This is a genomic window from Exiguobacterium sp. EF_C8, from assembly GCF_054956715.1.
This window is the reverse complement of the sequence record NZ_CM143264.1, coordinates 1,384,494-1,408,168: the sequence shown is the minus strand read 5'-3', so window position 1 is coordinate 1,408,168 and position 23,675 is coordinate 1,384,494. Positions and strand designations below refer to the sequence as shown.

Below are 23,675 nucleotides of genomic sequence, written 5' to 3'. Positions count from 1 at the left end.
TCTACATAATTCAACTGCTTGTTTCATCAATAGAATTCAATGGTACCATCGTCAGGAAAGATGGCTTTCACCTTGTCCTCGGTATTAAAACAGGCTTCATTCGAAAACAGATAATAGCCCATGAAATCATGCTCCATCGTGATGAACGACATCTCTTTCGTCACACGAATGACGGGAACGGTACGTTCTTTTTTGAAAAACCATCCTTTGACCATTCTCAGCTCAAACGTCAAGAGATTCGTAAACGATATAAAGAAGTTTTCGTTCACAGCCCCATACCAATAGGTCTCATCTAGCAATAGCTCAAGTTCGCTCGCATCATGCACCTGAACGCTATAGTATAAGTTCTTATTTGGTCGAACCTTTGTATACGATAGATCGTGCTTTTGAAAAAACGGCTCGACCTCCTCGTCCGTAAAACCTCCACCGAACGTGACGAAAATCGGGTAGCGATTGAGACGCGTCAAAAATTGTTTTAAGACTCGATTTGAATCGCCTTGATAGTCTCTTTTAGTTTCCATATCCGGTAGACAACCCATTGAATAGATGAAGTCGATACGTTCTGGTCGATCAACGTACAAGTATCTATCCTTAAACACTTGTGCGTGATTCATATGCTTCTCAAAATAGACATATAACACGATTCCACTCCTCCCTCAATCACTTTATTACCGCTCGATTTCATCTTCTGGAAACAGTGCTTCTATTCGATTACTGGCACTACTCTCTTTTTTTAATTAACCACCGTCTTACTTTTGTCATTTCAAACTTCAAAGTGAACCTTTTAAACCAAAGCCGCTATGAATCAGCGGCTTCTTAGTTTTCACTCTGTTTCGTGATTAAAATATGCGTTCTTTCAGGAATCTCAATGTCTTCTAACTGATCAAGTGCCAATGATAACGTCATACTTTTCACTTGCGGATCGGACTCTTCCCCAATCCAACAGGTATACAATTCAAACGATTCGCCCTCGTCTAAGAAGTCACTCATGAGCGTAAACAAATAACGCAGCTTTTCTTTCGATTCCAGTGCAATTTCGGAATCAAAAGGTTCAACGATCTCGATGCCCCAGTGACTCGAAATTTCATATACATACCATTTATGAAAATGCTTCGTTTTTACTTCATACAGACAGTCTTGATCCGCAAAACAGGGGCCGATATATAAAGGAACGGTTTCACCTTTTTCATCTAAATTGAGATACTGTTCAGGAATTTGTCTCTCCATACAAATATATGATGCTAAGCTCATTATGCTTCCTCCTTCTGTGTGATGTTTACATCATTAATTGAAAGACGTCTTTCCATTGTCTATCTTTCCAAAATGCGCAATCTTTCCATTCGTACAAAAGTGATCGAGCATGCCAAATCGATCCATCGCATCGCGAGTAACGATGAAGTTATACGCCATCAATAACGAGAATTCAGACATGAAGTCCTCAAGCGTTTGACGCGCGGGACGTGCATATTTCGAAAATAATCCTGTCGTCACTTCTTTTCGATTCAGTAAATGCAATAAATGTTCTTCAAATACCGCTTGCCAATTGGAATCATGCAACGTCAACACGTGAATTGAACCATCATTATCTAAAACATCCCGACCACAAAAGACGACCTCGACCGGAAACGTGGCGTGTGGTAAAATCGCATCAAAAAAGTTCTCATATTCTGTTCCAGCATCATCGAGCTCCTCATATGCGACTCCATACATCGAGACACAATCGTTTGTGACCCGGACGATTCCTTGTCCTTGTTTTTGGACGATGAGTGTCACCTCTGCTTCAGTCGCCATTTCTTGCTGTTCGATGACAAGATGTTCGAGAAGTCGGTCAAGCTTCGCGGCATCGGTCATGATGAAGTGGGAACGAACCGTCCAATCCGATAAATCATGAATATTTGGATTCTGCTTGAGTGGTCGTTCTAGTAACTTCAATTCAAACGGATACGAATTCTGACTTACTTGAAGACGGACGAGGTCTTTCCAATCGTCACGTGGTAGCAGTTCCCGGAACACATCGACCCAGTCGTCCCGTTCGACTAGCATCCTATTCTTATTTTTCATCTTTCATCCGACCTTCTAGTTTGCTACAGAGATAACCCACGATATGTTCATGCGTCGTCCGTTCTTCGAGATCATCATTGTCGACTAATTCATTGATTGTCTCCGAGATGATCTGCCATAATGCGGTTACTTGATACTCGTCGTATGGTGTTCTCACTTCCGGTCCTCCTTTTATCCTCTCCGGATTTCGTTCATAAAAATGTCCGTCCCTTGGAACGCAGTAATTAGATCTTCTCCAAACAACGTGATGCTACCCTCCCACGGGTGACCGAGGTAACCCCAGCGAAAATCACGAGCGATGAAAAAGGAGTAATCGCCATCTGGAATGGCAGGAATCGTCCAGTCTCCTTCTTCATTTCGAAGAAACGGACGTCTTGGGTCGATCCAGTATCCTTGATGATTCCAATCGAGTGCCATGACACGTTCCCCTTCAACAGTCAGCTCGGTCAGAATACGCTTTAACGTTTGCTCAATCTCTTCGCGTTTCTCGTAATCCACTTTGTATGTAATGAACGGACTTGGGGCATGGTATGAGGGGAAGACTCTCGTACTGGGTGTGAACTGAAATTGTTGATCAATGACGTGCCATACCTTCTCATCCTCCGCTTGCGTCATCGGAATCCAGCTCCATGGTTTACCTTCATCAATTAAATCGAACGGCGCTCCTTCAGGGTATAGAACGGTGTACGCTTCTCCTTCTGATATCGCGATGATCAGTTCGCCTTGCACATCATGTTCCTTTATCCCTTCAAAAATCAGAGAAACGGCTGCCTCGACATCAAGGACATAGTAAAAGATATTCGTCGTGCCACTTCCTATATCTCCCCCTTTACAGTAGCCGTTTCCTGTATGAAGCAGACCTTCATCGATTATCTCTTCCAGCATATGGCGATGCTCGAGTGTTGCTTCTGCCTGACCCTCGTCATAAGGAAACTGGACGATTAGTTCCCGGTAATCTGCCTCGTTCAGCTCGCGATAGCCTTGACGTTCAAACTTCTCGATCAGCTGCAAAATCTGTACACCTAATCGTTTGAAGCGCGAGACACGCATCTGTCCTATGTCTTCCGCTCTCACCCACTCTCCAACGATTCCTTGATGTTGAATGATGAGGCGTCCCTCCGTATAGATTGTTTGGTAGAGTGCATCCGAGCCGCTTTGTTTTGTCAGTTGGATCATGAGTGGTTTTGCTCCCTTCCATCACAATACGTTTACATCTGCTAGTACGAATAACGTCCTATTCTGACCATACCGACAAACGAGTGCGAGGATCATTGTCATCGGTCACCCACTTAATTCCGGAATATCCACGTTTCACAGCGTTCTCATAAAACGCTTCGGATACGTGCTGCTCCTTGCAATAGATATCAACGTACGTGCAGTCATAAATCAACATCGCGATGTGACAATTGCTTTCCTGAAACCATTCATACGTCATTCCGACTGCTTCAGTCTGACCACTTTGAAATGCAAACAATTCAGCAAAGATTAGGTAATTGCTAGGTCCCCTTAGCCATTTCGCTAGTTCACGTCCTGTCACGTTCTGATCGACCGAAAACTCTTCTAAACTGTCATACCATTCCCCGTCCATCGTTTGAATCGGAAAATCAAAATTACGAAGAAACCAATCATACGCTTTCATTTCAATCGCACTTAATATGTCGAGCAAGATGCGTCCCTGTTCATTCGGGATTTCAAACGATACGCCACGCAGACTCATCGAATTCCCTCTTTCTACCTTGTTATAAGAAGGCTGCCATATGAAAACACTGAAGTTCCTGTTCTTCACTCGAACTTCCCCACGTGCAGACGGCATAACCTTGTGCGGTCAATGTCGTGACCATCTCGACGACTGGCAAACCTCCACTCTCTGTTAAGCCGAAGTCAAGCACCTGATCAAGTAAATCCTGACACTGTGACGGTCGATCATGATTCGCACAAATAATGGTATACCTAGATGGAGAGTCACTAATCATTTCAATGGCTCTCGAAAGCTGTTCGAGACCAAATTCAGCGATACCAACGTAATACGGTTCTTCTCCAACTTGGACTGGTACTTCTATTCGGGATGTGAAGCCATCAAGCATCTCTTCTCGTTCGAGCAAACGCCACAGTTTGTAATAATCAAAGATTCTTTTTGACTGGAACCCATTTCCGGCACACACCACTAAATAAAAGCGATACGTGCTCAGCTCATGCTTTTGCCTTAGCTCGTTACGGAACATTTCACTACTTATTTGTTTGAACTGGACGATTTCTTCTGGAAACAGGAGCATCTCACCGACCACACATAGACCACGAATTGATGAGCTCGCATCCGCAATCCAAGTGAAGATACGTGTCGCATCGCTATGCTCTTCGATATACGTTTTCATGAAAAATCTCCTTTTTCAATCCCACTGACACGATACGCTTTGATACGTTTCAAACTGTAGATACACGAGTTGATTCGTACCAAGATGAGTGAGTCTGAGTAATTGTTGTGATGGTTGCGTATAAGCCAATTCGAATCTGACACCTTCGATTTTCTTCAATAAAAAATAAGCCCAGTGCCGATCGTATTCATTCTCAGACAAAACATCCCATAACGCATCCTCACAACAATTCGCCTCATAGATATACAATTTCATGATCGTATTCTCCGCTATCACGGGTAACCCCGCAAATACGGGAGCGTTCGGAATTCGGGGTTTCTGGATGACCAAGGTATAGCCATCTTTCAGAAGACGATCCAATTGTTCACGGCTATCCGGTATCTCCTCTTTGATGACGGAAGACGGGAGTTCTCTGATTCGGATCGGTAACCCCACCTCATATTCAAAAGGATCGTCGAGTGCGAGTAAGTCTTCACGCAAATAGATTGTTCTCATGAGATCATCCTCACATTCTTTTATGGAGTGCTTTCAGATTACACGCGCGCCATGCATCACGAACGATCTTTTGGAAAGTCGTCGCCTGGCGTTTGAGTTTCAACGTTCTGTAGTCGAAGCAATAGACGGCTTCGTCTGGACGCTCTTTCAATACCGCATAATATTCATCCTGTCTAAACGACGATCCAAAAAAGAAATACTTGTCGCGAATCGCATCGAACTCGGTTAACGCGTATTCCTCGAGACTGACGGAGAGATTGCCTTGGATCTCATGCGATAACCCGTTCCAGCTCGTCAACGGAATACCGTATAAGTTCAACTCTTCGGCAAAACTCACACCGTTACAGACCCTCAAAATATCTTTATACCACTCCGGTATCGCAAAATGATCGGTCTCGAATGCTTGGATACGAGCTTCTGGACAGGGACTTTCCACTGCCACTTGATAGTTTTGAATGGAGGATGAATAATCATACAAATACAGTTTGTGCTCCACCTTCTGACCTTCAATCGGAATACTGTACTTCAAGGATTTTTGATCGTTCACATAAAATAATCGCATCGCCTGAAGGATACTCGTAAGAAAGGCATCGTCAGGTAAAGCAGTGTTCTGATGATTCAGTCGTGGTACGTCGACGTCTTCCAGCGATAATTCTTCCTCGTCATCGTGTTCTTCAAAAGCTTCATGTTCTCCGAGGACGATCGCGATGCCTGTCACGTTCCCGTCTTCTCGGCGGACGAGGACTTCATAGTGTCCGTCCCCCATCAACTGAACGGCGACACCGAACGGAAACAGGAAGATCTCGTCTTCCATCATTTCGTCTGAAATTGCGATATAGAACGGGTCGATTTCTTCGTCGAACTCCAAGGTATTTCGAATTTCCCAGTCGATGGCTTCCCGTCTCCCGTAATCAGCTGTGTTCATGACAACGAGCTGCGCTGAATCAACAACGACTAGATCGGATAACGGCTCGAAAGCCGATGGAGCCACTTCCGCTTCTTCATTCCTCGTCAGGTAAAGCAAATTGATCGATTCGAACTCATCTTCGTTATAGAAGACCGTCCAAATCGAACCTTGATCAACCGGTATCGTCACGTTGTACTCTATATCCGGCTCAAGGAAAGCCGGATCCGAGACGATCAGATTTCCTTCCCGACTTGTAAACGTGCCTAATTTTTTCATGGTGTATACCTCTTTCTTAAATATAACGGAGAGGGGGCATTTCTAACCTGTTAATGCCATTAGATTAATCAAATTTAATCCTTTAATTCTTGTTGCATGCGCCACTCCATGAATCCGGTGGTGTGTTCTTCTCGGAAACGAACCCAGTACGTTAAGGTTTGATTCAACTTCTGCCATTCGATGATACATTCCGATTTGAAAACTACATCATCGAGTTGCTCGATTAGCAACCGAGCCTCAGTTAAAAATGCTGCATCCTCTTCTATTTCTCCTAAATACAAATCTTCATCGAGATGATGGAAGGAATACCATAACCCGTATAAATGATGGTCAATCATTCTCTCGATCGCTAACTGCTCCCGCCTTCCCCCACGCGTAATTGCCTCTTGTAAGTAGATGAAACGGTCATCTTCATCAAAAAAGAGACCATACCAGCGATACGGTCGAACGTCATCCGGCAACTCTTTCATCCACTGATTCAAGATAGGTTTTAGAAGGCGTTTTTGTATCGGATGAATCAAAAGGACCGAAACGTCTGACTCTCCTTCACACGTTAACAGCAACCAACTCACAAACGTCCGTTGTCTTTCGAAATCCCACGCATTCGCTTCTTCAATGAATTCGTCGATATGTACTAACCACTCTTTGCGCAAGCCGCGTTCTTTCGCAAGAAGAGCATTATGTAAACGTGGTATCTCAGAAACGACAGGATCTTGTAGTAACTTATTTAGAAGCGACATGTTTCATCTCCTTTTAAAGAGTGCTATTATTCCACTTTCATATTTTGTCTTGTTTTTCGAAGATGAGACCATAATAATACTCCCGTGCTTATCGAAAGAATCGGGAAAAGATACGGGATGTACGATTCCTGCTGATGAATCACGTGCATGAAAAAGTAACTAATGAAGCAGACACTTCGAAGCCATGTAGGGAGGTAACCTTTACTGAGAAAACCTAAAAACATCAAGAGTATACCCATTCCAAATACTACAGTTGGTAAGACAGAGAAAGGTGTTACTAACTGAAATAGACCTAGTCCTATAAGTAGATAGGCGAACCACGATGTCCGTCGTCGAAACTTCTCGCGTTCCTTTCGTCCAGGTTGCATCCCGTAGATATCATCTTGTCTGTATCCCTCCGCCTGTTTCTCTGCAATCAATTCATTCAGTCTTCGTTTTGCTTGACGCCGAAACGTGTATCGTTCTTCGATTGAATCGCTGACATCTTGATCGAGCTTCCATTGCTCGGTGACACCGTGATACATCTGAATCGTTCGACCATCGCGATACATGAACCAGAAATAGGTGATGCCATCCACTTGCTTACTAAGTGTGACAATCATTTTTTCATCATCCTTAATCCATTAAGTTAATCTTCTTTTATCCATAGCGATAGATACGCCACACATCTGACATTCTATCGACTTGTTTCAAAACGCCCAAATCCTATTAACCTTCTAAATCTGCTAGTACATCTTCCGGATCAAGTTCGATCCCGACAAGCTCTGGTCCCCAGTTCAAGCCACAATATAGTCCATCGTCAATCATGTTCGGTAACCAGCCATCCATGAATAAATCCAGATCCAAGCGAATTAGATGATAGTCCGCCCATTCCTTCATCCGCAACGCTTTCGCCCCTGCTTCCGTCGAAAAGAATAACAGCACGTCCGTTTCCTCTTGATTCGACGGACAATACGCCCAGCCCGACTGTTCAAACTTCGATAGACCATAGACAGCGTCCGTTTCAAGAACTGTCTGTAAGAAGTCTTCTGCTTGTTCCGCACTCTGCTCCATTTGTTGTTCCTTTTCAATGAACGCCATCAACGTTGGTGCTACCGGAAACAGCTCTTGTTCCTCATGATCCCACCAGACGATCGTCTTTGTGTCCGGAAATTGATACCCGAGTTCGTCACCCGTTCCGTCCGCCGCAATCCGCAAGAACCCTTCTGGATACTCATCTGCCTCTGTCAAATTGACACGAACAAGGTCATCCCATGTCCGTTTGATATGCTGCTCGTCCTTGATCGGATGAAACTCCCAGTCACCGACGCTAAATTTGTTTTCGCGCTTGTATATGTTTCGTAATTCTTTCGGAAGCTCGCAACCGAGTGCTGTCTCTACCTCTTGTAGTCTCTCTTCTGTAACACCAGGTAATCCATTCTGATATGTCATTCTGTATGACTCCTTTTGTCTTCAATTGAATTATTCGAAGGTATTTAGTACATGATCAATCTGATAATCCGTTGGTAAAATCGCTTGTAGCTGATCGACGTTTTGAAAGGCATCTCCATTCGAAAACCACATGAAACCGAGCGCATCATGTGACGGAAGGATGAACGGTAATCTATCACGTGCATCAATCACATGCGTGTATTTCGCTTCTTTAAAGATCCATTTTCCAGATGTTTTCAACTCAAACGTGGGGCGAGCGAACGTGATGAGGAACGTTTCACTATAGGCAGCTCGAAAAAAGGACTCTTCTAAGACGAAACGCAGATCGTTCGCATTCAACACTTCGATACAACAGTAAAAACTGGTGCGCCAATGATCGCCTTCGTACCGCGGATGTTCGTGGCATACGAATGGTCGCGATTTTAAACGTTCTAAGAGGTGCATCTCATCTTCTCTAATCTCATCAAAATTAGTCGTGATATATAAAGGAAAATGATTGTAGCGAACTAGCGTGTCATACAATACCTCCTCCGTCAATTCACTCGTAAAGCTACCTATTGTATGGTCACAACACATGATTTCGTAGATAGTTTGCAAGTGACCAAGCACATTGATTTCGGATGTCTGAAGCATACGTTGGATACTCTTCGACTGAAAAAAGTATTCATCGATCGTCAGCTCGTTCATACTGTTCCTCCTATCTGTGTCGTCATTGCTCAATTTTTTCGGTTAAAGTTTTTCCCTTCAGGATAGAGCCCGGTCAAGCGTCTGCCATAATGAACTTTTGCCTGCCCCATCCGAAGCCGTGTCAATCCATACTGTTTCTTAAAATATTCAATGACGGGTTGGACGATCTGAGATGGTTCGAGGACATGAAGGACGAATTCGATGGCTTCCGGACCATAATCATCCTCAACAAAATAACCGTTGCCGATTTGAAAAAGAAATGTATGAAGGTCGTCTTCGATATTCGAACGATGCTCAAAGATGACTTCATATTCTGTATCTTGACAAAAGATTTCGACGACAATCTCATAGTAATCTGCTTCTTGAACGACGGAGTAACCGTCTTTTTCTTTCTCCGCTACGAGCTCCAGAATGTAGGCATCCAGATTGAAAAATCGCGAGAACTTCTGCTCGCTCATTGGTTCTTCTAACCGCTCTCCCATAATGCCGTGAAACGTGTGAAGTGTCCGTCCATCCTTCTCGAATAACCAAAAATGATTCTGACCGTCGATTTGTTTAATGAGTTGCATGTTGTCACACGATCCCTTTTAAGTAATAAGTCGATGAAATTTATCATTTCTTGTCATTTGTTGTTTTCTTGAAAAATCAATTTCTCTTCTTCATTATAAAAGCCATAACCATTTATGGGAATTTTTATTTATTCATATGATATATTCCATTTTGATTACAATTTTAATTTAAAACACTTTTATGTAAGCGTTATCATTGCACTGTATACGGTACTTATTCTTTATTTAGGAGTTGAATCGAATGGATACGGTCATCAGTCATTATTCGAAATTCAAATGTCCACGTTGTCGCGAGAAATTCAAGGATGAGATTCTCATTGAAGATTTACATAGTGTAGCGTACGAAGACCGGCGCTTAGGTCTCGAAATCCAGTATGACATTTCTTCGGAAGTCGCTTGTCCGAACTGCCATCATCAATGGCTCATTGAAGGCAATGTCTGGGAGTATCCTGAAGGCGTCATCGATGCCATCGAACTATAGTGCGACCAACATGAAACACTTCCCTTTTTCTTAAGTAAGCTACATATGAAGTGTTGCCTTGATGTACACTATCGGTAATACAGAACGTGTACTTCGGAGGTGTTCGCATTTGAAAAGTAAACTTTTATTTTTACTGCTATTTTCGATCGTCTGTCTAGCAGGGTGTAGCGATTACGATCAAGACGGAAATACGACTAGTGAGGAAGCAAAAAAGAAATACGATGCAGCCATCAATCAAGTCTTCAAATCTGAAAACCAGTACTTGAAGCAGCAACAGATCAACCAGCAACTAAAGCGAAACACTGATGAAACGGGAGTCATCGTCTATGAGGATCAAGATTTAATCGAAATCTATTACGACCAATCATCTGAAGGACAAAAAGCCATTTATCAGAAAAAAGGGTCTACTTACGCGCGGAAGACGTATTCGAAACAAATCAGCCGTAAAATCGATGCCTCTGAAAAAAAATACCTTGAGAACATTGGAATCAAGTAATTCTAATCCTATAAGGTTGATTTTTTATTGGTTCACCTACTATGTAAAAGGTCGATGACCCTCATTTTTGATGGAGCCATCGACCTTTTTTGTATTTTCTCGCAATTCTTTTTCATGCATCTATCAGTTTTATGGTACAGTTCAGATGGTATTTTTTTAATATTTTGTTTAAGGTGGGAACTACTGTTGGAAAAAAACTTATCAATCATCATTCCTGTATACAATAAAGCCGCTTATTTATCAACTTGTATCGCATCGATCCAAGAACTCATGCTCGATCACTCAACAATCGAAGCGATTTTCGTTGATGACGGTTCGACGGATGAATCGTTATCGATTCTCCACACGGCTGCACAAACGATGGATTTCATTCGCATCATCGAACTTCCTGAAAATACGGGCAGTCCTGCACAACCGCGAAACGTCGGAATTGAAGAAGCGACAGGTACGTACGTCACGTTCTTAGATGCTGATGATCGTCTCGACCCAGTCGGATTCCCTCGACTCGTCGCACAAGCCGCTTCGCATGATGCCGATATCGCATTCGGTCAAACGATCAAACATACCGACACGTCGATTCAAAAGGTTGGTCGCTTTGCATCGTTTACGACAGCGAATCAGCTTGTTCCGTATGAAATCGATAAAGTATTCCGCGCGGTTGGACCTCCAGGAAAAATACTGAAGCGCTCCGTCTTGATTGAGCATAACATCCGGTTCAGCCCGATGAAGTTTGGTGAAGATAAACTTTTCTTCTTTGAAGCCATCTCAAAATGTCAAACGGCTTCGATGAATCCTGCACCGGTCTATCACGTCAACCGATTCGCGATGAATGATTCGCTTGTCAAACAAACAAGTATTTTCGAGAAGACGACCTTTAATTTACAGGTGCTCGAGAAAACGCTTGAACTTGATATTCCAGCAGTCGCTAAAACACATGCCTTAAGTCGGTTGATCGAGATGGATTTCCTCTCCCGACTGTTCAACAACAAGCGTTTCCTAGAGCACCCACAACAGCAGACCTTTTTTGACTTATTCCGCGAGATGATCGCTATCTTTGAACGCCATGGTGCAGACCCGACAGATTTCATTTTCGATGAAATCTTCCAAAAACAGTATGCCTTGCTTCAGCAAGAAGATTACGAACGCTTCATCACCTTCATCACGCTGCTCGTTCAAAAGCTGAAAGCACGGCGTTATACATCGGAGCACCGTATCTATTACCGGATGCCTGCTTCGTTGAGCCATCTCGGACCTGTCGTTGTCCCCTTCTTTGCTACTTACGTCGGAACACGACTCATCGATGACGTCTTCTATGAAGTCGTGAACGTGTTGAAGGACGAGGCGACTTCGATCACTCGAGTCCTTTTGATTGCGCCTAACGATGAAACAATGGAAACTGATGTCGCGTTCCGTATCGAAGGAAACGAATTGTTCATTCCGACGGATACGCTCGAACACTCTGCCTATCCGTTTCAATTGATGATCATCTATGACGACTATCATCCGTTCGTCGTTCGAATGACGTTACCGAGTGGTGTCGATGGAATGCGTTTGCATTATCAGCAACTTAAAGTCGAATTTCGTCCCAAGGAATCCAAATCACCCTTAAAGAAAATCGACGAGACGAAGTATCATGTCGAAGCACCGACGCAAGTCATTGTACTTAAGAAAGCCTTCTTGTATGATGACCTCGAATTCGAGCGAAAGCAAACCCCTCTCGAAGTCGGTCAATTGCTGACGATTAGTGATTTACAGCTGACAATCGCTGGCACACCACGACTCGTCACCGCTGATGGGGCTTACGTCACGTCAAACAAAAAATACGTCCATCTTCCGCCTGTGATCGATGACGAAACCTATCTGACTGCGCCGCCGGAAGCAGTCCGGATTTTGAAGACATGTAAACAGTACACCGATCGTGACTTTAAAAATGAACTGCCGACGAAAAATACACCGGATGCGATTCTTCCAATTGAAAAGATCGTGCTGTCAACAAAAGGAACACCACGCTTAAAAACGGCTTATAATACGTACATCACAGCCAATCGCTCATTCGTTCAACCGATCAACGAAGCTTGACGATGCACCTAGGAACATGTATATCGTGTTCCTAGGTGCTTTATTATTCCAACAAAGTATGCGGTAGGATGTGCTAGATTCATTAAATGGATTACCCACTACATATCACCATTAAATATTGTAAGAGCTACATCATTGTCGATGCTGATACAAAGCGTATCGTGACATTAGAGATTTAACGAATCACGAAACGATTCGCCTAGAGATGGTCGAAGCACAGTTGTTTGGGGCTCACGTCCAGTTCATCGATTATTCAACATTCTGACAGGCAGACAAACGTTCCATCGTCTCTCTGAAAATGAAACATATGTCTAGAACACATTTGGTTCGATTCTAACATCAGCTCACTTTCATCGATATTGCCGCTATTGATTTGAAAAAAATGTAAAAGAAGTTCTAGAATTAAGAATTATGTTAGAAACCGGACCAGGTAGTCGTCAAAAATCCGTCGCATGACTTTTGGTGTGTTCTCGATATAGATCCGTATCTGTTCGACGTTTGCTTCGACAGCACCCTCGTTCTTCTCTTCGGTCGGAAAATCGGAAATGCCTTTGATGATGATACATTCAACGGCATTTTTCTGACAGATGTACGCGACAGCCCCCGCCTCCGTATCGGCAATCCTCAGACCGTTATCTCGCAGTTCGATATAGTCTCGCCACATGACGACAGCGCGATCAGCCGTTCCGATCGTTCCGAGATGAAAGTCGTTGCCATATTTTGAGACGTCGAGATTGATGACGAACGATGGTTTAATGAGTGGTTCAATCTCTTTGACCGTACAATCATATTGAACGGCACGATCTGGAACGATGATGTCAAGTACGTCGTACCTCGGGTCAATCCCGGCACACGTTCCGGCAACGATGACCTTCGTCAATGAGAAACGGAGGATCATATATTGATTCGCTCCGATGCCATTTACTTTTCGAACGCCCGTGCTATAAAACAAGAGCGTTTCCCCATTCATCTCGCGCGTGAAGTATTCACCATACGGATAAGTGATTCTTTCCTCAGGCGAGACATGAAAATATGCAATCGTCGCGTCGAACTCCCATGTGGTGGCGATGCTGATTCCAATCATCCTTCCTTACTCCTTTCGAGCATCCGCTAAAGACCGCTCTTTTTTTCATCTAATCGAATTGATGATGTGTACGATAAGTTATATTCCTTGTGTTTAAAAGAAAATTCGCTTAAATTAGTACCTAGTACTAAAACCAAGTATAACATTTTTTTACAGGGAGGAACCATTTATGACTGCATATCATGCTCGAGTAACAGCAATCGGCTCTTACGTTCCAAATCAACTTATGACGAACCATGATTTAGAGAAACTAGTAGAAACAAATGATGAATGGATAGTGCAACGAACAGGCATCAAAGAACGAAGAATCGCGGGTCAGACTGAATCGACAAGTGATCTTGCCTATCAAGCAGCCATGAATTTAAAACAGCGTTACAATACAGAATTTCAAGATGTTGATATGATCATCATCTGTACGATGACACCCGATTTTAAGACACCAAGTACTGCATCATTGGTACAAGCAAAACTCGGTATCAATCATGCGGGTGTAATTGATTTGAACGCCGCATGTGCAGGATTTACATACGGATTACACCTGGCGAACGGGTTAATTTCATCTGGTCTTCATAAAAAAATTCTCGTCATCGGAGCAGAAACACTCTCTAACATCACTGACTATGCCGATCGAAACACATGCATTTTATTTGGAGATGGTAGTGGAGCGGTTCTTGTGGAACGCGATGAAGTCCAGTCTGACTTTATTTCATTCTACTTGAACTCGGAAGGGGAAAAAGGAGCAAGCCTCTATTGCTCGAACTTGTCAAATCACATGTTCGAAGATCCTATCATTCCCACTAATAAACTCATCCAAAATGGACGCGAAGTTTACAAGTGGGCGGTCAGCACGGTTCCTCGTGGAATGAAACAAGTAGTGGATCAGGCATCGATGACTTTGGATCAAATCGATTGGTTCATTCCGCACAGTGCAAACCTACGTATGATTCAATCGATTTGCGAAAAAAGCAATGTTCCTTTTGATAAAGCGCTCTACAGTCTCATCCATTTCGGAAATACCTCCGCTGCCTCCATTCCCTTATCTTTAGATATAGGTGTTACCGAAGGGAAAATCAAAACGGGTGACTTGCTTCTATTATATGGATTTGGTGGCGGTTTGACACAAGCTGGATTACTAATGAAATGGAGTCTGTGATTCATACAAGGAGGAAGTACAGATGCATCGTACTTCCTCCTTGTTTTTAATTCTGATGACGGACAAGCGTGGTAATATCCAGCCACTCATAGGCTTCATCTTTAACCGTGACATTCCCAAAACGACTCTGGCGATGATCTATGTATTTACCTCCGAGTCGTTTGTAAAATGCTCGTCCCGGCTCATTCTTTTTCATCACCCAAACCAGCATCGAGAAGACATCTGCTTTCAGGAAATGAGCAGCGATAGTCGCCATCAATTTTTTGCCGATCCCTAAACCGTGCGCTTCAGGTAATATATAGAGGGCAGATAACTCGCCTATCCGTACTCCATCATCAGCATGAATCTGAGTTGCTGCGAATCCCACTGTAATTCCCTGTTCGTTCAATACCACATATAGGAACGTATCTTGTGAGGAACCGTTCAAAAACTGTGTCCATTTTTGTTCAGCTCGTTGAACCGAGAGTTGTTTCAAATATACATCGGGTACTAAACCGGCGTATGTCGTCCTCCACGTATCAACGTAAATTTTTGCTATTACTTTCATGTCTTTGGACGTGGCTAAACGTATATTCAAGAATTTCATCCCCCTAGCATCGGTAGCTCACAGTACTACCATTATTTTCTCCTTCACCTACCTTAGTCCCAAACCCGCACACGCTCAATGTCTGCTGTTCTCAAATAATCGAGTAGCTGTCCTGTATGCACTGCTTCATGATAAGCAATTCGTAACAGCATATCACCAAGCGAACGGACATAACCTGATTCGGAACGATCAATCTGGACCGTCGCTAAATCTGATTCTGGTAGTCGCCCGACATATGTCATGAATTCCTCCCGATAGACCTCCGCAAAGTCTAGCTCCTCTTGCACTGATACGAAGTCACGCCCTTCAAACGGAGACTCATACGACGATAGACTGCCTTCATTTTGTAAGGCTAAGTAATAATAATACTCGCTATCTAACACATGACGAATCATTTCGAAACACGTCATGGCGTTCTCATCCGGTTTCCAGTTCAGCTTATCTTCAGGAATCGAACACCAGACTTTGATGCTTCTTCTTCTCACTTCATTTAAATTCCATACCATCCAATCTTTTGCGTTCATGATGTATCCTTCCTTTCGATGACGAATAAGTGTTCTCCTATCTCTATTTTGACAAAGCGATTTGAAAGTCCTTTTAAAAATAAAAACAGGAAGCATCCGCAGATGTTTCCTGTTGTCGTCAATCGCTCACTTATTTTCTTCCTCAGACAATGCATCAATCTCTTTTTGTCTTAAAATCTCCGCAATCTGATGGTGGTCATTATCAAGTGCTGCACCACGTGCTGTCCGCCCGTCTTCATTTCGATGTAGCGGATCGGCTCCATAAGAGAGAAGTAAACGGACAATTCGTTCATAACCGTAAGCACTCGCTAAAGCAAGCACTGCCGTATCACCATCTGCGACGTTTTCCGCCTCGATATCGGCTCCCGCCTTTAGGAGCACTTTGACCACTTTCGGATGATTATTCCCAACTGCCAGATACAACGGTGTGAAACCGTCTAATCCGATAACATCAACCTCTGCTCCCGCTTCAAGTAACAGTTTGACTTTTTTAGCCTTGCCTTCTTGCGCTGCGTAATGTAGCGGCGTCACCCCAGCTCCATCATCGGTCCGTTGATGTAACAACTCCACATTCTGCGCTAGTTTCCGTAAGACTTTTTTATTGCCGGATCGCCCCGCTACTAAGTGAAGCGCTGAGAAGCCGTACTCATTTAAATCAAGATGGGCTCCGCGCTTAATCAACAGCAACGCAATGTCCGTCTTTTGATCATACAGAGCAATATGCAGCGATGACATCCCGTCTTGATTCGGAAGATTCACATCCGCTCCATGATCGAGCAACAATTCGACGATCCGCAAGTATCCTTCCTGAATCGCCCAATGAAGTGCCGCAAACCCTTCTTCATCCAGTTCGTTCAGATCGTCACCACGTTCGATACACCGCATTACTTGTTTTCGTTTGCCTAAAAAAGCAGCATCTTGGATGGATCGTTTCGTCATGTCCGTTCGCCCCTTACCTGTTCCGTCGTTGTCTTTCTTATTTTACATCAAGGACATCGAGAAATGAGCAAAAACGCCTTTGAATATCCAATGTCTATTGTAGCAAGCTCGGTACGTCACTCTCTACATATATTTATTTTAGGGGGATCGTTAGAATAACAAGAAAAATAATTATGATCAGAACATATATAAACATAGTCAAATAGCGTGAAAATGAGTATGTTTAATTTAAAATGATCTATTTCGCTATAGGAGTTCGACGAATGCGCGACTATATATACCTATCTCAAAAAACTCGCCGTGCCGATGGAGATTGTCCATTTGATTGGACGGATCAATACAAAGAACTCTATAAGTTTGTCCCCGTCGAAGGTAGACGATGGAAGAACGTTGATAACGAGATTAGTGAGACGTTCCCGGCTGGCACTCGTCGGACGCGCTTCATTCCCGCCCAGCATTCGAAACTTCGGAAGCGATGCAGGCGTTATGTGACAGCCTACGTGAGCTTCGTCAACAAGAGGACATCGATCCGTCCATCCAGACGAGCCTGTTCATCCTCGATTTCCTATCCATTCAACGACGGGAATGGTCGGAGTGCAAGGTGGATGAAGCAGTAAATCGAATTGGATCGCGGTATTGTTGAAAATAGTGGATTCGTCATATCGTAGTATACTTCACTCGATAACTTTGTATTGAAGAAAACCCACATTATGACGCACATGTGGGCTTTCTTTCTATTTCTTACTCAGTATTAGAACAATTGAATCTTACATTATTGATTTGATGTGTTTTTTTTGAGTGACTTTTTAGAAAAAATAACTTCAGTTATTAGGAAAATGAAAGCAATTGCCACAAACTTTATTCCATATTCGACCCATGTATCAGTCGACTTCGGTATTCCTTCAAAAAACATTAGAAAAATAAGAAAAAATATTGCTGCAAAAACACTTTCTAAAATTTGTTTTTTCATCTTTCTGTTTCACCTCTCAATTCCTCATACTTTATTTTACTTTTATAGAAGTAAACCATTTCATTTCACTATATTTATATAATTACATTTATTTTCCACTAATTCAACTTTAAAAAACGTTTACATGAAAATATTGCGAGGAGCCAATTACGTTCTATGCAAGCAAATTATGGATTGCCCATCTGACTTTTGGTAATTCTTTAAAGCAATCCACGTTAACATATGTAGCACCTCTCTTCTTGTTTCTTCTACGTTTCGACTAGAAAGATGGGTTTCATGAATTACAAAAAACCACCCTGAAGTTTTTCAGAGTGGATCACCTTTTTAGATGTCTAATGATTTAATGAAAGCTTTAAGCTCATCTTTCATCTCTGCATCTTTTAACGCATATTCGATAGTCGTCTTGACGAAGCCGAGTTTCTCCCCGACGTCATAGCGATTGCCTTCGAAATCATACGCAAAGACTTGGCTATCCGCATTCAAGCGTTCAATCGCATCCGTCAATTGGATTTCGCCGCCTGCCCCTTCTTCTTGATCTGCTAGATAATCAAAGATATCCGGTGTCAGTACGTAACGTCCCATGATCGCAAGATTTGACGGTGCTGTTCCGTGTGCCGGCTTTTCGACGAATTGTTTTACATCATACAGTCGTCCGTCTTGTGAGACCGGATCAATGATGCCATAACGATGCGTATCTTCCGGACGGACTTCTTGTACACCGATGACCGATTTTTCCGTCTGTTCGTAGACGTCCATCAATTGTTTGATTGCCGGATTGTCCGACTCGACGATATCGTCCCCGAGTAAGACAGCAAACGGTTCATTCCCAATGAATTGTTTTGCCGTCAGAATGGCATGCCCGAGACCTTTTTGTTCTTTTTGGCGGACATAAAAGATATTCGCAAGGTTCGTTGAGAAACGGACCTTCTCTAATAAGTTCGTTTTACCAGCCGATTCAAGCGCGAGTTCGAGTTCTTTTTGATTATCGAAGTGATCCTCGATGGCTCGTTTATGTTTTCCGGTGACGATGATGATATCTTCGATGCCTGCTTTTGCTGCTTCCTCGACGATGTACTGGATCGTCGGTTTATCAAGAATCGGTAACATCTCCTTCGGCATTGCTTTTGTAGCCGGTAAGAAGCGTGTTCCGAGTCCAGCGGCAGGTATGATGGCTTTCGTGATTCTTTTCATTCGACGTCCCCTCCCTCTTTCGAACGGTATCATCATTCAATCAACACCGTTTTTAGATAAAAACAATGACTTCCTATCGCAATGATGAATAACTGAACGAATATCTAATGGTTCACTCTTAGGATTTCGCTTAGAGATAGGGCTGTTCCTTCATTCCAATAGATTCCCCCGCTCTTTTCAGTGGGGGTTCATGGTTGATGCTTATAATTCAAGCTCTTGCACCCGATTCTTAGCTAGGTATCGTTTGAGTTCCTCGAATGGTAAAGGTCTTGAGAAATAGTATCCTTGACCGATCGGACAACCATAGTGGCGTAATGTTTCCTTTTGATAGATGTCCTCGATTCCTTCCGCTACGATCGTCAAATCCAGATTTAATCCCATATCGATGATCGTCTTCGCCATCGGCAGTTTTTTAGAGCGGTTTTCCTTTACGAGTCGGTCAACGAATGATTTATCAATTTTTAACGTATGAATCGGTAAGTGTTCGAGAACGTTTAAGGAAGAATATCCAGTTCCGAAATCGTCAATCGAGCAACGCACTCCCATGTCCATGAGTTTTTTAAGAATGATCGTACTCTCGCTCAAGTTTTGGACGATACTTTCCGTGATTTCGAGTTCAAGGACATTCGCATTCACTCCGGTTTCTTCTAGCACTAATGCAACTAAATCCGGAAAAGAAGGATTTTGGAACTGAATCAACGAAACGTTCACGGAGAGGGCAAGCGTATTGTACCCGGCGTCCTGTAACTTTTTAAGGTCCTCACATGCCCGCCGTAACACCCATTCCCCCATGTCATTGATGAATCCGGATTCTTCAGCAATGGGTATGAATTCAGCCGGTGAAACGAAGCCGCGTTTCGGATGACTCCATCTGACTAACGCTTCCATCCCAACGACAGTCTCATTTTGTAGCGAAACTTTCGGTTGATAGTGGACACTTAATTCATCATGTTTGATTGTATTTTTCAAATAGGATTCAAGCTCAACACGCTTCAAAAGATTCGACTGCATATCCGTATCATAGATTTTGCTCTTGAATACTCCTTGTTTCTGACTCTCATATAACGCTTCCGTCGCATATTGATGGAGTTCTTCCATACGATGACCATGTGCGGGTGAATAACTGATCCCGATATTTGCTGTCAGCTGGGCTTCGACAGTTTGAAAATGAAACGGCTCTTTTAAACTCATCAATAGATTGGCAGCAGCCTGTTCAATTTCAGAAAACCGTTCATATCGTAAAACCACTAAAAATTCCGTATCTCCGACGCGATATAGCACATCATATCCCGCTTTGACATGTTCGTTCATGCGGGCAGTCGCCTCCCGCAAAATTTCCTGCGCCGCACCTTCTCCGAACGCATCCGCATACAACTTGTATCGCCGAAGTTGAATCAATAGTAAAGCGACTGACTGATTGGTATTTAACAACTTCGTTATATCCCGTTGTGCCGCTATCTTATTTTTTAATTGGGTAACCTCATCATAATGAACATTTTTCCAAAGTCTACTCGTCAACCGATCATTTTTTAAAACGACGATTGTTTGGCGAATGATCACAAGGAGAAAAGTCGTCATTAACCCGATTCCTAACGAATTGAGATGCCAATGAGTGCTCTGCATATAGAGGGTCATCAGACAAAAAATCGTCGTATAGGGCAGGACGAATTCCCGATTGATCAAGAGCTGATTCTTGAACGCCTGATACAGCCGGTTCGTTGCTTTTACAGGATAAAAATAACTGGAAAGTCCGATCATCAATAAGGAGAATGTCCAAGTGATGTCGACACGTCCTCCTATCTCCTGCTTACCGTCCAAGTCTCCTAAAGCGAACAAAAAATCACTACCTACTAATAATAAGACACCAAAGAAGAGGTATGTAAAAGACGTACTGCGACGCTCGAATGAACGCGAGTACACGAGTAAAATGATGAAAAAAACAAGGAGGATATCTACGAGCTGGAAAAGGACGATGATGCTATAGCTGCTTACATCTTGTCGATTCAATTCATACAAGGGTCCTACAATATAATAATATGTAATCGAAAGTGCCGTTACCATGTAGAGAATTAAGTTCATGACCGTTGCCGTCGCTAGTTTACGCCCTCTATCTTGACGTACCTGATAAACGATAGCGGTTAAATAAAGTAAAGACGAAAGCGCCCAAAGTAAGGAGGTAATCGTTGATGCCCGTATTTGATGATCGACATATACGGTCTTCATCCAAATGCTCGTGCCTGAAACTGAAAACAAGGCTGCTATTACCATCAAAATCCAGTAAGGATGTTCTTTAGAGCGGACCAGATTTCGAACATGCCACCCGAGAACGATGACCCCTAGGATGAACTGAATCAGGATGATTGATTTTAAACGCATCCATTCATTCGTCTCAAAAAATTCTGACCAGATGAAGAAACAGGTCATACTAAACAAAAGAAGAACGGAGATGATATGCTTCTTACCCATGCCAACACCCCTAACCCAAAAAATAGCTACTCTGATATGTTTATATCGGACAATAGCATTCATTTTTTTAATCCGGTTTCTACCATTTCATCTCCGTTGCACTTTTTTACATTTTGATCGTTTTCATATACCTGAATTTCAAAGAAGGACGATGAAATCGGCTATTCCTGTGTATGATAGGTATATTAAATTTTCACCTTGTTACTTAGGAGGGACTTCATTGTCAAAGATCACATGGGTATTTTTAACCATCTTCCTTTATGCGACGGGGTATTACAGTTGGTTGATTTATTTTCAGAATCAGTCTTTCGTATTGACAGCCGGCGGTAATCTTTTTTCGCTTGCTGGACTGTTGTTCGCACTTTATCTGTTATATCCACCATTGAGGAAAAACCAAGGAACCGACCGGATCTTTTGGATGTGTCTATTCACCGGAGTAGCTTCGTATTTGGTTGCTGAGCTTATCTGGTTCGTAACCGAAACGATCCTGCGCCATGATGTAGCTTATCCTGGATGGCCAGATGTCTTTTATTTGCTCCAAGTCTTCTGTATCATTTTTGCACTCGCGATCCAAATTTTTAACAAGGTTAAACTTCAGGAACGAATTTCAGTTTTTTTTGATACACTCATTTTGACGGTCGTCACTTCGACGTTTTCTTGGCACTATCTGATCGAACCAATCTTAAGTGACACGCATGCGACTAAGCTTGCACTCGCCGTTTCCCTCAGTTATCCGATCGGTGATTTAAGCATTTTGGCGATGACGATTTTCCTGTTGTTACGCACACCACAACGTAATCGACGCGTATTGATCGTAATTGCGACTGCGATGATCATCCAGGCGATTGCGGACACGATTTATCTTTACCTGACTTCACTCAGTAATTATGCTTCGGGTAACTTAGTCGATCCGCTTTTCATCTTCGCCATGATGATGATGGGGGCAGCAGGAGCGATGCAAGACGAAAGGATTGATGAGCAGCGACGATCCCCTGTCGAAAAACAAACACTGCTCCAAATGTTCAGTCCGTACGTCGGTGTTGTCATCTTGTTTGCCTTCATGAGTGTGCATTCCGAAGGATTCGACGTAGTGCGAATCGGCTCCGGGATCTCGATTGTCCTCGTCATCATTCGCCAAATCTGGATCATATTAGAAAATCAACGTTTATTAAAGATGTATTCGATTCAAACAAGAGAACTCGAGATGAGCCAGGAACGGTACAAGTCGTTATTCGAATATCATCCTGATTCCGTTTATTCAACGGATATGGATGGGCGGTTCGACAGCGTCAATCAGGCATGCAGTTCACTTTTACAAACAGCCCCTGAACGCCTAATCGGCCAGTCCAGTCTCGCTTTCGTCTCTAAGGATTCGCGGTCTTCCGTCATCGCCGAGACACGTCACGTGTTTAATGGAAAGCCTAGAAATTATGACGCACGAGTCGTTATTTCCAAAAATGAAACAGCTTTTGTTAATATCACCAATGTCCCAATTATCGTACAAGATGAGATGGTCGGTGTATTCGGTATTGGAAAAGATGTCACGTCGCTCCGAGAACAAGAATTAAAAATTCATCAGCTCGCCTATTTCGATCACTTGACTGGTCTATCCAATCGCGTCAGTTTCGAGGAACGATTGATTGGGCACTTTAAAGGTCAGACTAAGCATTCTCCTGGTCGCTTTGCACTCTTCTTTTTGGATTTGAATCAGTTTAAGACCGTCAACGACACTCTCGGGCACGACGTCGGTGATCAATTGCTTACCGCCGTAGCAGAACGCTTGAAGTCGCTCCACTCGGTTTTCAGTCATATCGCCCGACAAGGTGGAGATGAATTCACTTTGATGCTTACAGGATACGATACGTCCGATACGGTCAAACATGCGGCTGAAACCGTTAACGAGCTACTGAGAAAACCGTATACGATCAATGATCGAATTATTCATTGTCCGCCTAGCATCGGCATCTCATGTTATCCGGAAGATGCAAAAAATGAAATTGAAATGATGAAACATGCAGATATCGCTATGTATGAGGCAAAACAAATATCGGGTGGCGCGTATCTATTTTATGATTACCTCATTTCAAAACGAACGTGATGCTTTGACTCAATTCCCTGCAAGTCATCCCTTAATCCAAGATGACTTGCAGGGTTTTTACCATGCACTG

The 23,675-nt window shown here is 43.0% G+C and carries 27 protein-coding genes; 6 read left to right on the top strand and 21 right to left on the bottom strand.

Annotated features, from left to right (window positions below; all coding sequences use genetic code 11):
• Positions 1-26 precede the first annotated feature (26 nt).
• The 14 genes from ACY2IG_RS07415 to ACY2IG_RS07350 all read right to left on the bottom strand — a co-directional run bounded on the left by ACY2IG_RS07415 (position 27) and on the right by ACY2IG_RS07350 (position 9,538).
• Complete coding sequence (locus tag ACY2IG_RS07415) at positions 27-641, bottom strand: hypothetical protein (RefSeq protein WP_308101396.1); 615 nt, start codon at positions 639-641, stop codon at positions 27-29.
• 175 nt (positions 642-816) lie between these two features.
• Positions 817-1,251: a hypothetical protein gene (locus ACY2IG_RS07410; RefSeq protein WP_035408320.1), complete on the bottom strand. Its 435-nt coding sequence runs from the start codon at positions 1,249-1,251 to the stop codon at positions 817-819.
• Between the two features lie 33 nt (positions 1,252-1,284).
• The gene (locus tag ACY2IG_RS07405; RefSeq protein WP_462618632.1) at positions 1,285-2,043 is read right to left on the bottom strand and encodes a hypothetical protein; all 759 of its coding nucleotides are present in this window, start codon (positions 2,041-2,043) and stop codon (positions 1,285-1,287) included.
• A gap of 7 nt (positions 2,044-2,050) precedes the next feature.
• Entirely contained in the window at positions 2,051-2,218 is a 168-nt protein-coding gene (locus ACY2IG_RS07400) for a hypothetical protein (protein ID WP_375091615.1), read from the bottom strand.
• Between the two features lie 14 nt (positions 2,219-2,232).
• Positions 2,233-3,237, bottom strand: coding sequence for a DUF2716 domain-containing protein (locus tag ACY2IG_RS07395; RefSeq protein ID WP_462618631.1), 1,005 nt, complete (start codon positions 3,235-3,237; stop codon positions 2,233-2,235).
• Positions 3,238-3,295: 58 nt separating this feature from the next.
• Positions 3,296-3,778, bottom strand: coding sequence for a DUF2691 family protein (locus ACY2IG_RS07390; protein ID WP_462618630.1), 483 nt, complete (start codon positions 3,776-3,778; stop codon positions 3,296-3,298).
• Between the two features lie 22 nt (positions 3,779-3,800).
• Entirely contained in the window at positions 3,801-4,433 is a 633-nt protein-coding gene (locus ACY2IG_RS07385; RefSeq protein WP_462618629.1) for a hypothetical protein, read from the bottom strand.
• Between the two features lie 15 nt (positions 4,434-4,448).
• Positions 4,449-4,928, bottom strand: coding sequence for a hypothetical protein (locus ACY2IG_RS07380; RefSeq protein ID WP_308101390.1), 480 nt, complete (start codon positions 4,926-4,928; stop codon positions 4,449-4,451).
• A 10-nt stretch (positions 4,929-4,938) separates the two neighbouring features.
• Entirely contained in the window at positions 4,939-6,111 is a 1,173-nt protein-coding gene (locus ACY2IG_RS07375) for an SMI1/KNR4 family protein (protein WP_462618628.1), read from the bottom strand.
• A gap of 74 nt (positions 6,112-6,185) precedes the next feature.
• Positions 6,186-6,851, bottom strand: coding sequence for a hypothetical protein (locus ACY2IG_RS07370; protein ID WP_462618627.1), 666 nt, complete (start codon positions 6,849-6,851; stop codon positions 6,186-6,188).
• 26 nt (positions 6,852-6,877) lie between these two features.
• Entirely contained in the window at positions 6,878-7,453 is a 576-nt protein-coding gene (locus tag ACY2IG_RS07365; protein WP_312086279.1) for a hypothetical protein, read from the bottom strand.
• 106 nt (positions 7,454-7,559) lie between these two features.
• Positions 7,560-8,282, bottom strand: a complete 723-nt coding sequence (locus ACY2IG_RS07360; RefSeq protein WP_462618626.1) for a DUF2750 domain-containing protein — start codon at positions 8,280-8,282, stop codon at positions 7,560-7,562.
• 30 nt (positions 8,283-8,312) lie between these two features.
• The gene (locus ACY2IG_RS07355; RefSeq protein ID WP_426273107.1) at positions 8,313-8,969 is read right to left on the bottom strand and encodes a hypothetical protein; all 657 of its coding nucleotides are present in this window, start codon (positions 8,967-8,969) and stop codon (positions 8,313-8,315) included.
• Between the two features lie 29 nt (positions 8,970-8,998).
• Positions 8,999-9,538: a hypothetical protein gene (locus ACY2IG_RS07350; RefSeq protein ID WP_462618625.1), complete on the bottom strand. Its 540-nt coding sequence runs from the start codon at positions 9,536-9,538 to the stop codon at positions 8,999-9,001.
• Between the two features lie 241 nt (positions 9,539-9,779).
• On the opposite strand from ACY2IG_RS07350, the gene ACY2IG_RS07345 reads away from it, so the two are divergent.
• The 3 genes from ACY2IG_RS07345 to ACY2IG_RS07335 all read left to right on the top strand — a co-directional run bounded on the left by ACY2IG_RS07345 (position 9,780) and on the right by ACY2IG_RS07335 (position 12,594).
• Positions 9,780-10,019 (top strand): hypothetical protein, encoded by a 240-nt coding sequence (locus tag ACY2IG_RS07345; RefSeq protein ID WP_462618624.1) that lies wholly within the window; start codon positions 9,780-9,782, stop codon positions 10,017-10,019.
• Between the two features lie 109 nt (positions 10,020-10,128).
• Positions 10,129-10,515: a hypothetical protein gene (locus tag ACY2IG_RS07340; protein ID WP_462618623.1), complete on the top strand. Its 387-nt coding sequence runs from the start codon at positions 10,129-10,131 to the stop codon at positions 10,513-10,515.
• Positions 10,516-10,701: 186 nt separating this feature from the next.
• The gene (locus tag ACY2IG_RS07335; protein WP_462618622.1) at positions 10,702-12,594 is read left to right on the top strand and encodes a DUF5776 domain-containing protein; all 1,893 of its coding nucleotides are present in this window, start codon (positions 10,702-10,704) and stop codon (positions 12,592-12,594) included.
• A gap of 409 nt (positions 12,595-13,003) precedes the next feature.
• Here the strand turns inward: ACY2IG_RS07335 and ACY2IG_RS07330 are convergent, their stop codons facing one another.
• Positions 13,004-13,678: a 5'-methylthioadenosine/S-adenosylhomocysteine nucleosidase family protein gene (locus ACY2IG_RS07330; protein WP_462618621.1), complete on the bottom strand. Its 675-nt coding sequence runs from the start codon at positions 13,676-13,678 to the stop codon at positions 13,004-13,006.
• Between the two features lie 169 nt (positions 13,679-13,847).
• Here ACY2IG_RS07330 and ACY2IG_RS07325 point away from each other — a divergent pair, with 169 nt between their 5' ends.
• A complete protein-coding gene (locus ACY2IG_RS07325; RefSeq protein ID WP_462618620.1) occupies positions 13,848-14,831 on the top strand; it encodes a beta-ketoacyl-ACP synthase 3 in 984 nt (327 codons plus the stop codon).
• 46 nt (positions 14,832-14,877) lie between these two features.
• Here the strand turns inward: ACY2IG_RS07325 and ACY2IG_RS07320 are convergent, their stop codons facing one another.
• The 3 genes from ACY2IG_RS07320 to ACY2IG_RS07310 form a co-directional block, all read right to left on the bottom strand.
• Positions 14,878-15,408, bottom strand: a complete 531-nt coding sequence (locus ACY2IG_RS07320) for an N-acetyltransferase family protein (RefSeq protein WP_462618619.1) — start codon at positions 15,406-15,408, stop codon at positions 14,878-14,880.
• 62 nt (positions 15,409-15,470) lie between these two features.
• Entirely contained in the window at positions 15,471-15,941 is a 471-nt protein-coding gene (locus tag ACY2IG_RS07315) for a DinB family protein (protein ID WP_035408351.1), read from the bottom strand.
• 126 nt (positions 15,942-16,067) lie between these two features.
• On the bottom strand, positions 16,068-16,880 hold the full coding sequence (locus ACY2IG_RS07310; protein WP_462618618.1) for an ankyrin repeat domain-containing protein: 813 nt from the start codon (positions 16,878-16,880) through the stop codon (positions 16,068-16,070).
• A gap of 475 nt (positions 16,881-17,355) precedes the next feature.
• Here ACY2IG_RS07310 and ACY2IG_RS07305 point away from each other — a divergent pair, with 475 nt between their 5' ends.
• Positions 17,356-17,523 carry a hypothetical protein gene (locus ACY2IG_RS07305; protein WP_462618617.1) on the top strand — a complete coding sequence of 56 codons (168 nt, stop codon included), beginning with the start codon at positions 17,356-17,358 and terminating at the stop codon, positions 17,521-17,523.
• A 129-nt stretch (positions 17,524-17,652) separates the two neighbouring features.
• Here the strand turns inward: ACY2IG_RS07305 and ACY2IG_RS07300 are convergent, their stop codons facing one another.
• The 3 genes from ACY2IG_RS07300 to ACY2IG_RS07290 all read right to left on the bottom strand — a co-directional run bounded on the left by ACY2IG_RS07300 (position 17,653) and on the right by ACY2IG_RS07290 (position 21,507).
• A complete protein-coding gene (locus ACY2IG_RS07300; protein ID WP_290774746.1) occupies positions 17,653-17,850 on the bottom strand; it encodes a hypothetical protein in 198 nt (65 codons plus the stop codon).
• 324 nt (positions 17,851-18,174) lie between these two features.
• Entirely contained in the window at positions 18,175-19,041 is an 867-nt protein-coding gene (gene galU / locus ACY2IG_RS07295; protein WP_462618616.1) for a UTP--glucose-1-phosphate uridylyltransferase GalU, read from the bottom strand.
• A gap of 201 nt (positions 19,042-19,242) precedes the next feature.
• On the bottom strand, positions 19,243-21,507 hold the full coding sequence (locus ACY2IG_RS07290) for a putative bifunctional diguanylate cyclase/phosphodiesterase (RefSeq protein WP_462618615.1): 2,265 nt from the start codon (positions 21,505-21,507) through the stop codon (positions 19,243-19,245).
• 220 nt (positions 21,508-21,727) lie between these two features.
• On the opposite strand from ACY2IG_RS07290, the gene ACY2IG_RS07285 reads away from it, so the two are divergent.
• Positions 21,728-23,605 (top strand): DUF4084 domain-containing protein, encoded by a 1,878-nt coding sequence (locus ACY2IG_RS07285; RefSeq protein WP_462618614.1) that lies wholly within the window; start codon positions 21,728-21,730, stop codon positions 23,603-23,605.
• Positions 23,606-23,675 lie beyond the last annotated feature (70 nt).

Excerpts from the sequence above, each read along its gene's own strand:
- ACY2IG_RS07410 (WP_035408320.1), bottom strand. The coding sequence starts at position 1,251 with ATGAGCTTAGCATCATATATTTGTATGGAGAGACAAATTCCTGAACAG.
- ACY2IG_RS07405 (WP_462618632.1), bottom strand. The coding sequence starts at position 2,043 with ATGCTAGTCGAACGGGACGACTGGGTCGATGTGTTCCGGGAACTGCTA.
- ACY2IG_RS07395 (WP_462618631.1), bottom strand. The coding sequence starts at position 3,237 with ATGATCCAACTGACAAAACAAAGCGGCTCGGATGCACTCTACCAAACA.
- ACY2IG_RS07390 (WP_462618630.1), bottom strand. The coding sequence starts at position 3,778 with ATGAGTCTGCGTGGCGTATCGTTTGAAATCCCGAATGAACAGGGACGC.
- ACY2IG_RS07385 (WP_462618629.1), bottom strand. The coding sequence starts at position 4,433 with ATGAAAACGTATATCGAAGAGCATAGCGATGCGACACGTATCTTCACT.
- ACY2IG_RS07380 (WP_308101390.1), bottom strand. The coding sequence starts at position 4,928 with ATGAGAACAATCTATTTGCGTGAAGACTTACTCGCACTCGACGATCCT.
- ACY2IG_RS07375 (WP_462618628.1), bottom strand. The coding sequence starts at position 6,111 with ATGAAAAAATTAGGCACGTTTACAAGTCGGGAAGGAAATCTGATCGTC.
- ACY2IG_RS07370 (WP_462618627.1), bottom strand. The coding sequence starts at position 6,851 with ATGTCGCTTCTAAATAAGTTACTACAAGATCCTGTCGTTTCTGAGATA.
- ACY2IG_RS07365 (WP_312086279.1), bottom strand. The coding sequence starts at position 7,453 with ATGATTGTCACACTTAGTAAGCAAGTGGATGGCATCACCTATTTCTGG.
- ACY2IG_RS07360 (WP_462618626.1), bottom strand. The coding sequence starts at position 8,282 with ATGACATATCAGAATGGATTACCTGGTGTTACAGAAGAGAGACTACAA.
- ACY2IG_RS07355 (WP_426273107.1), bottom strand. The coding sequence starts at position 8,969 with ATGAACGAGCTGACGATCGATGAATACTTTTTTCAGTCGAAGAGTATC.
- ACY2IG_RS07350 (WP_462618625.1), bottom strand. The coding sequence starts at position 9,538 with ATGCAACTCATTAAACAAATCGACGGTCAGAATCATTTTTGGTTATTC.
- ACY2IG_RS07345 (WP_462618624.1), top strand. The coding sequence starts at position 9,780 with ATGGATACGGTCATCAGTCATTATTCGAAATTCAAATGTCCACGTTGT.
- ACY2IG_RS07330 (WP_462618621.1), bottom strand. The coding sequence starts at position 13,678 with ATGATTGGAATCAGCATCGCCACCACATGGGAGTTCGACGCGACGATT.
- ACY2IG_RS07325 (WP_462618620.1), top strand. The coding sequence starts at position 13,848 with ATGACTGCATATCATGCTCGAGTAACAGCAATCGGCTCTTACGTTCCA.
- ACY2IG_RS07315 (WP_035408351.1), bottom strand. The coding sequence starts at position 15,941 with ATGAACGCAAAAGATTGGATGGTATGGAATTTAAATGAAGTGAGAAGA.
- ACY2IG_RS07310 (WP_462618618.1), bottom strand. The coding sequence starts at position 16,880 with ATGACGAAACGATCCATCCAAGATGCTGCTTTTTTAGGCAAACGAAAA.
- ACY2IG_RS07305 (WP_462618617.1), top strand. The coding sequence starts at position 17,356 with ATGCAGGCGTTATGTGACAGCCTACGTGAGCTTCGTCAACAAGAGGAC.
- ACY2IG_RS07300 (WP_290774746.1), bottom strand. The coding sequence starts at position 17,850 with ATGAAAAAACAAATTTTAGAAAGTGTTTTTGCAGCAATATTTTTTCTT.
- galU (WP_462618616.1), bottom strand. The coding sequence starts at position 19,041 with ATGAAAAGAATCACGAAAGCCATCATACCTGCCGCTGGACTCGGAACA.
- ACY2IG_RS07290 (WP_462618615.1), bottom strand. The coding sequence starts at position 21,507 with ATGGGTAAGAAGCATATCATCTCCGTTCTTCTTTTGTTTAGTATGACC.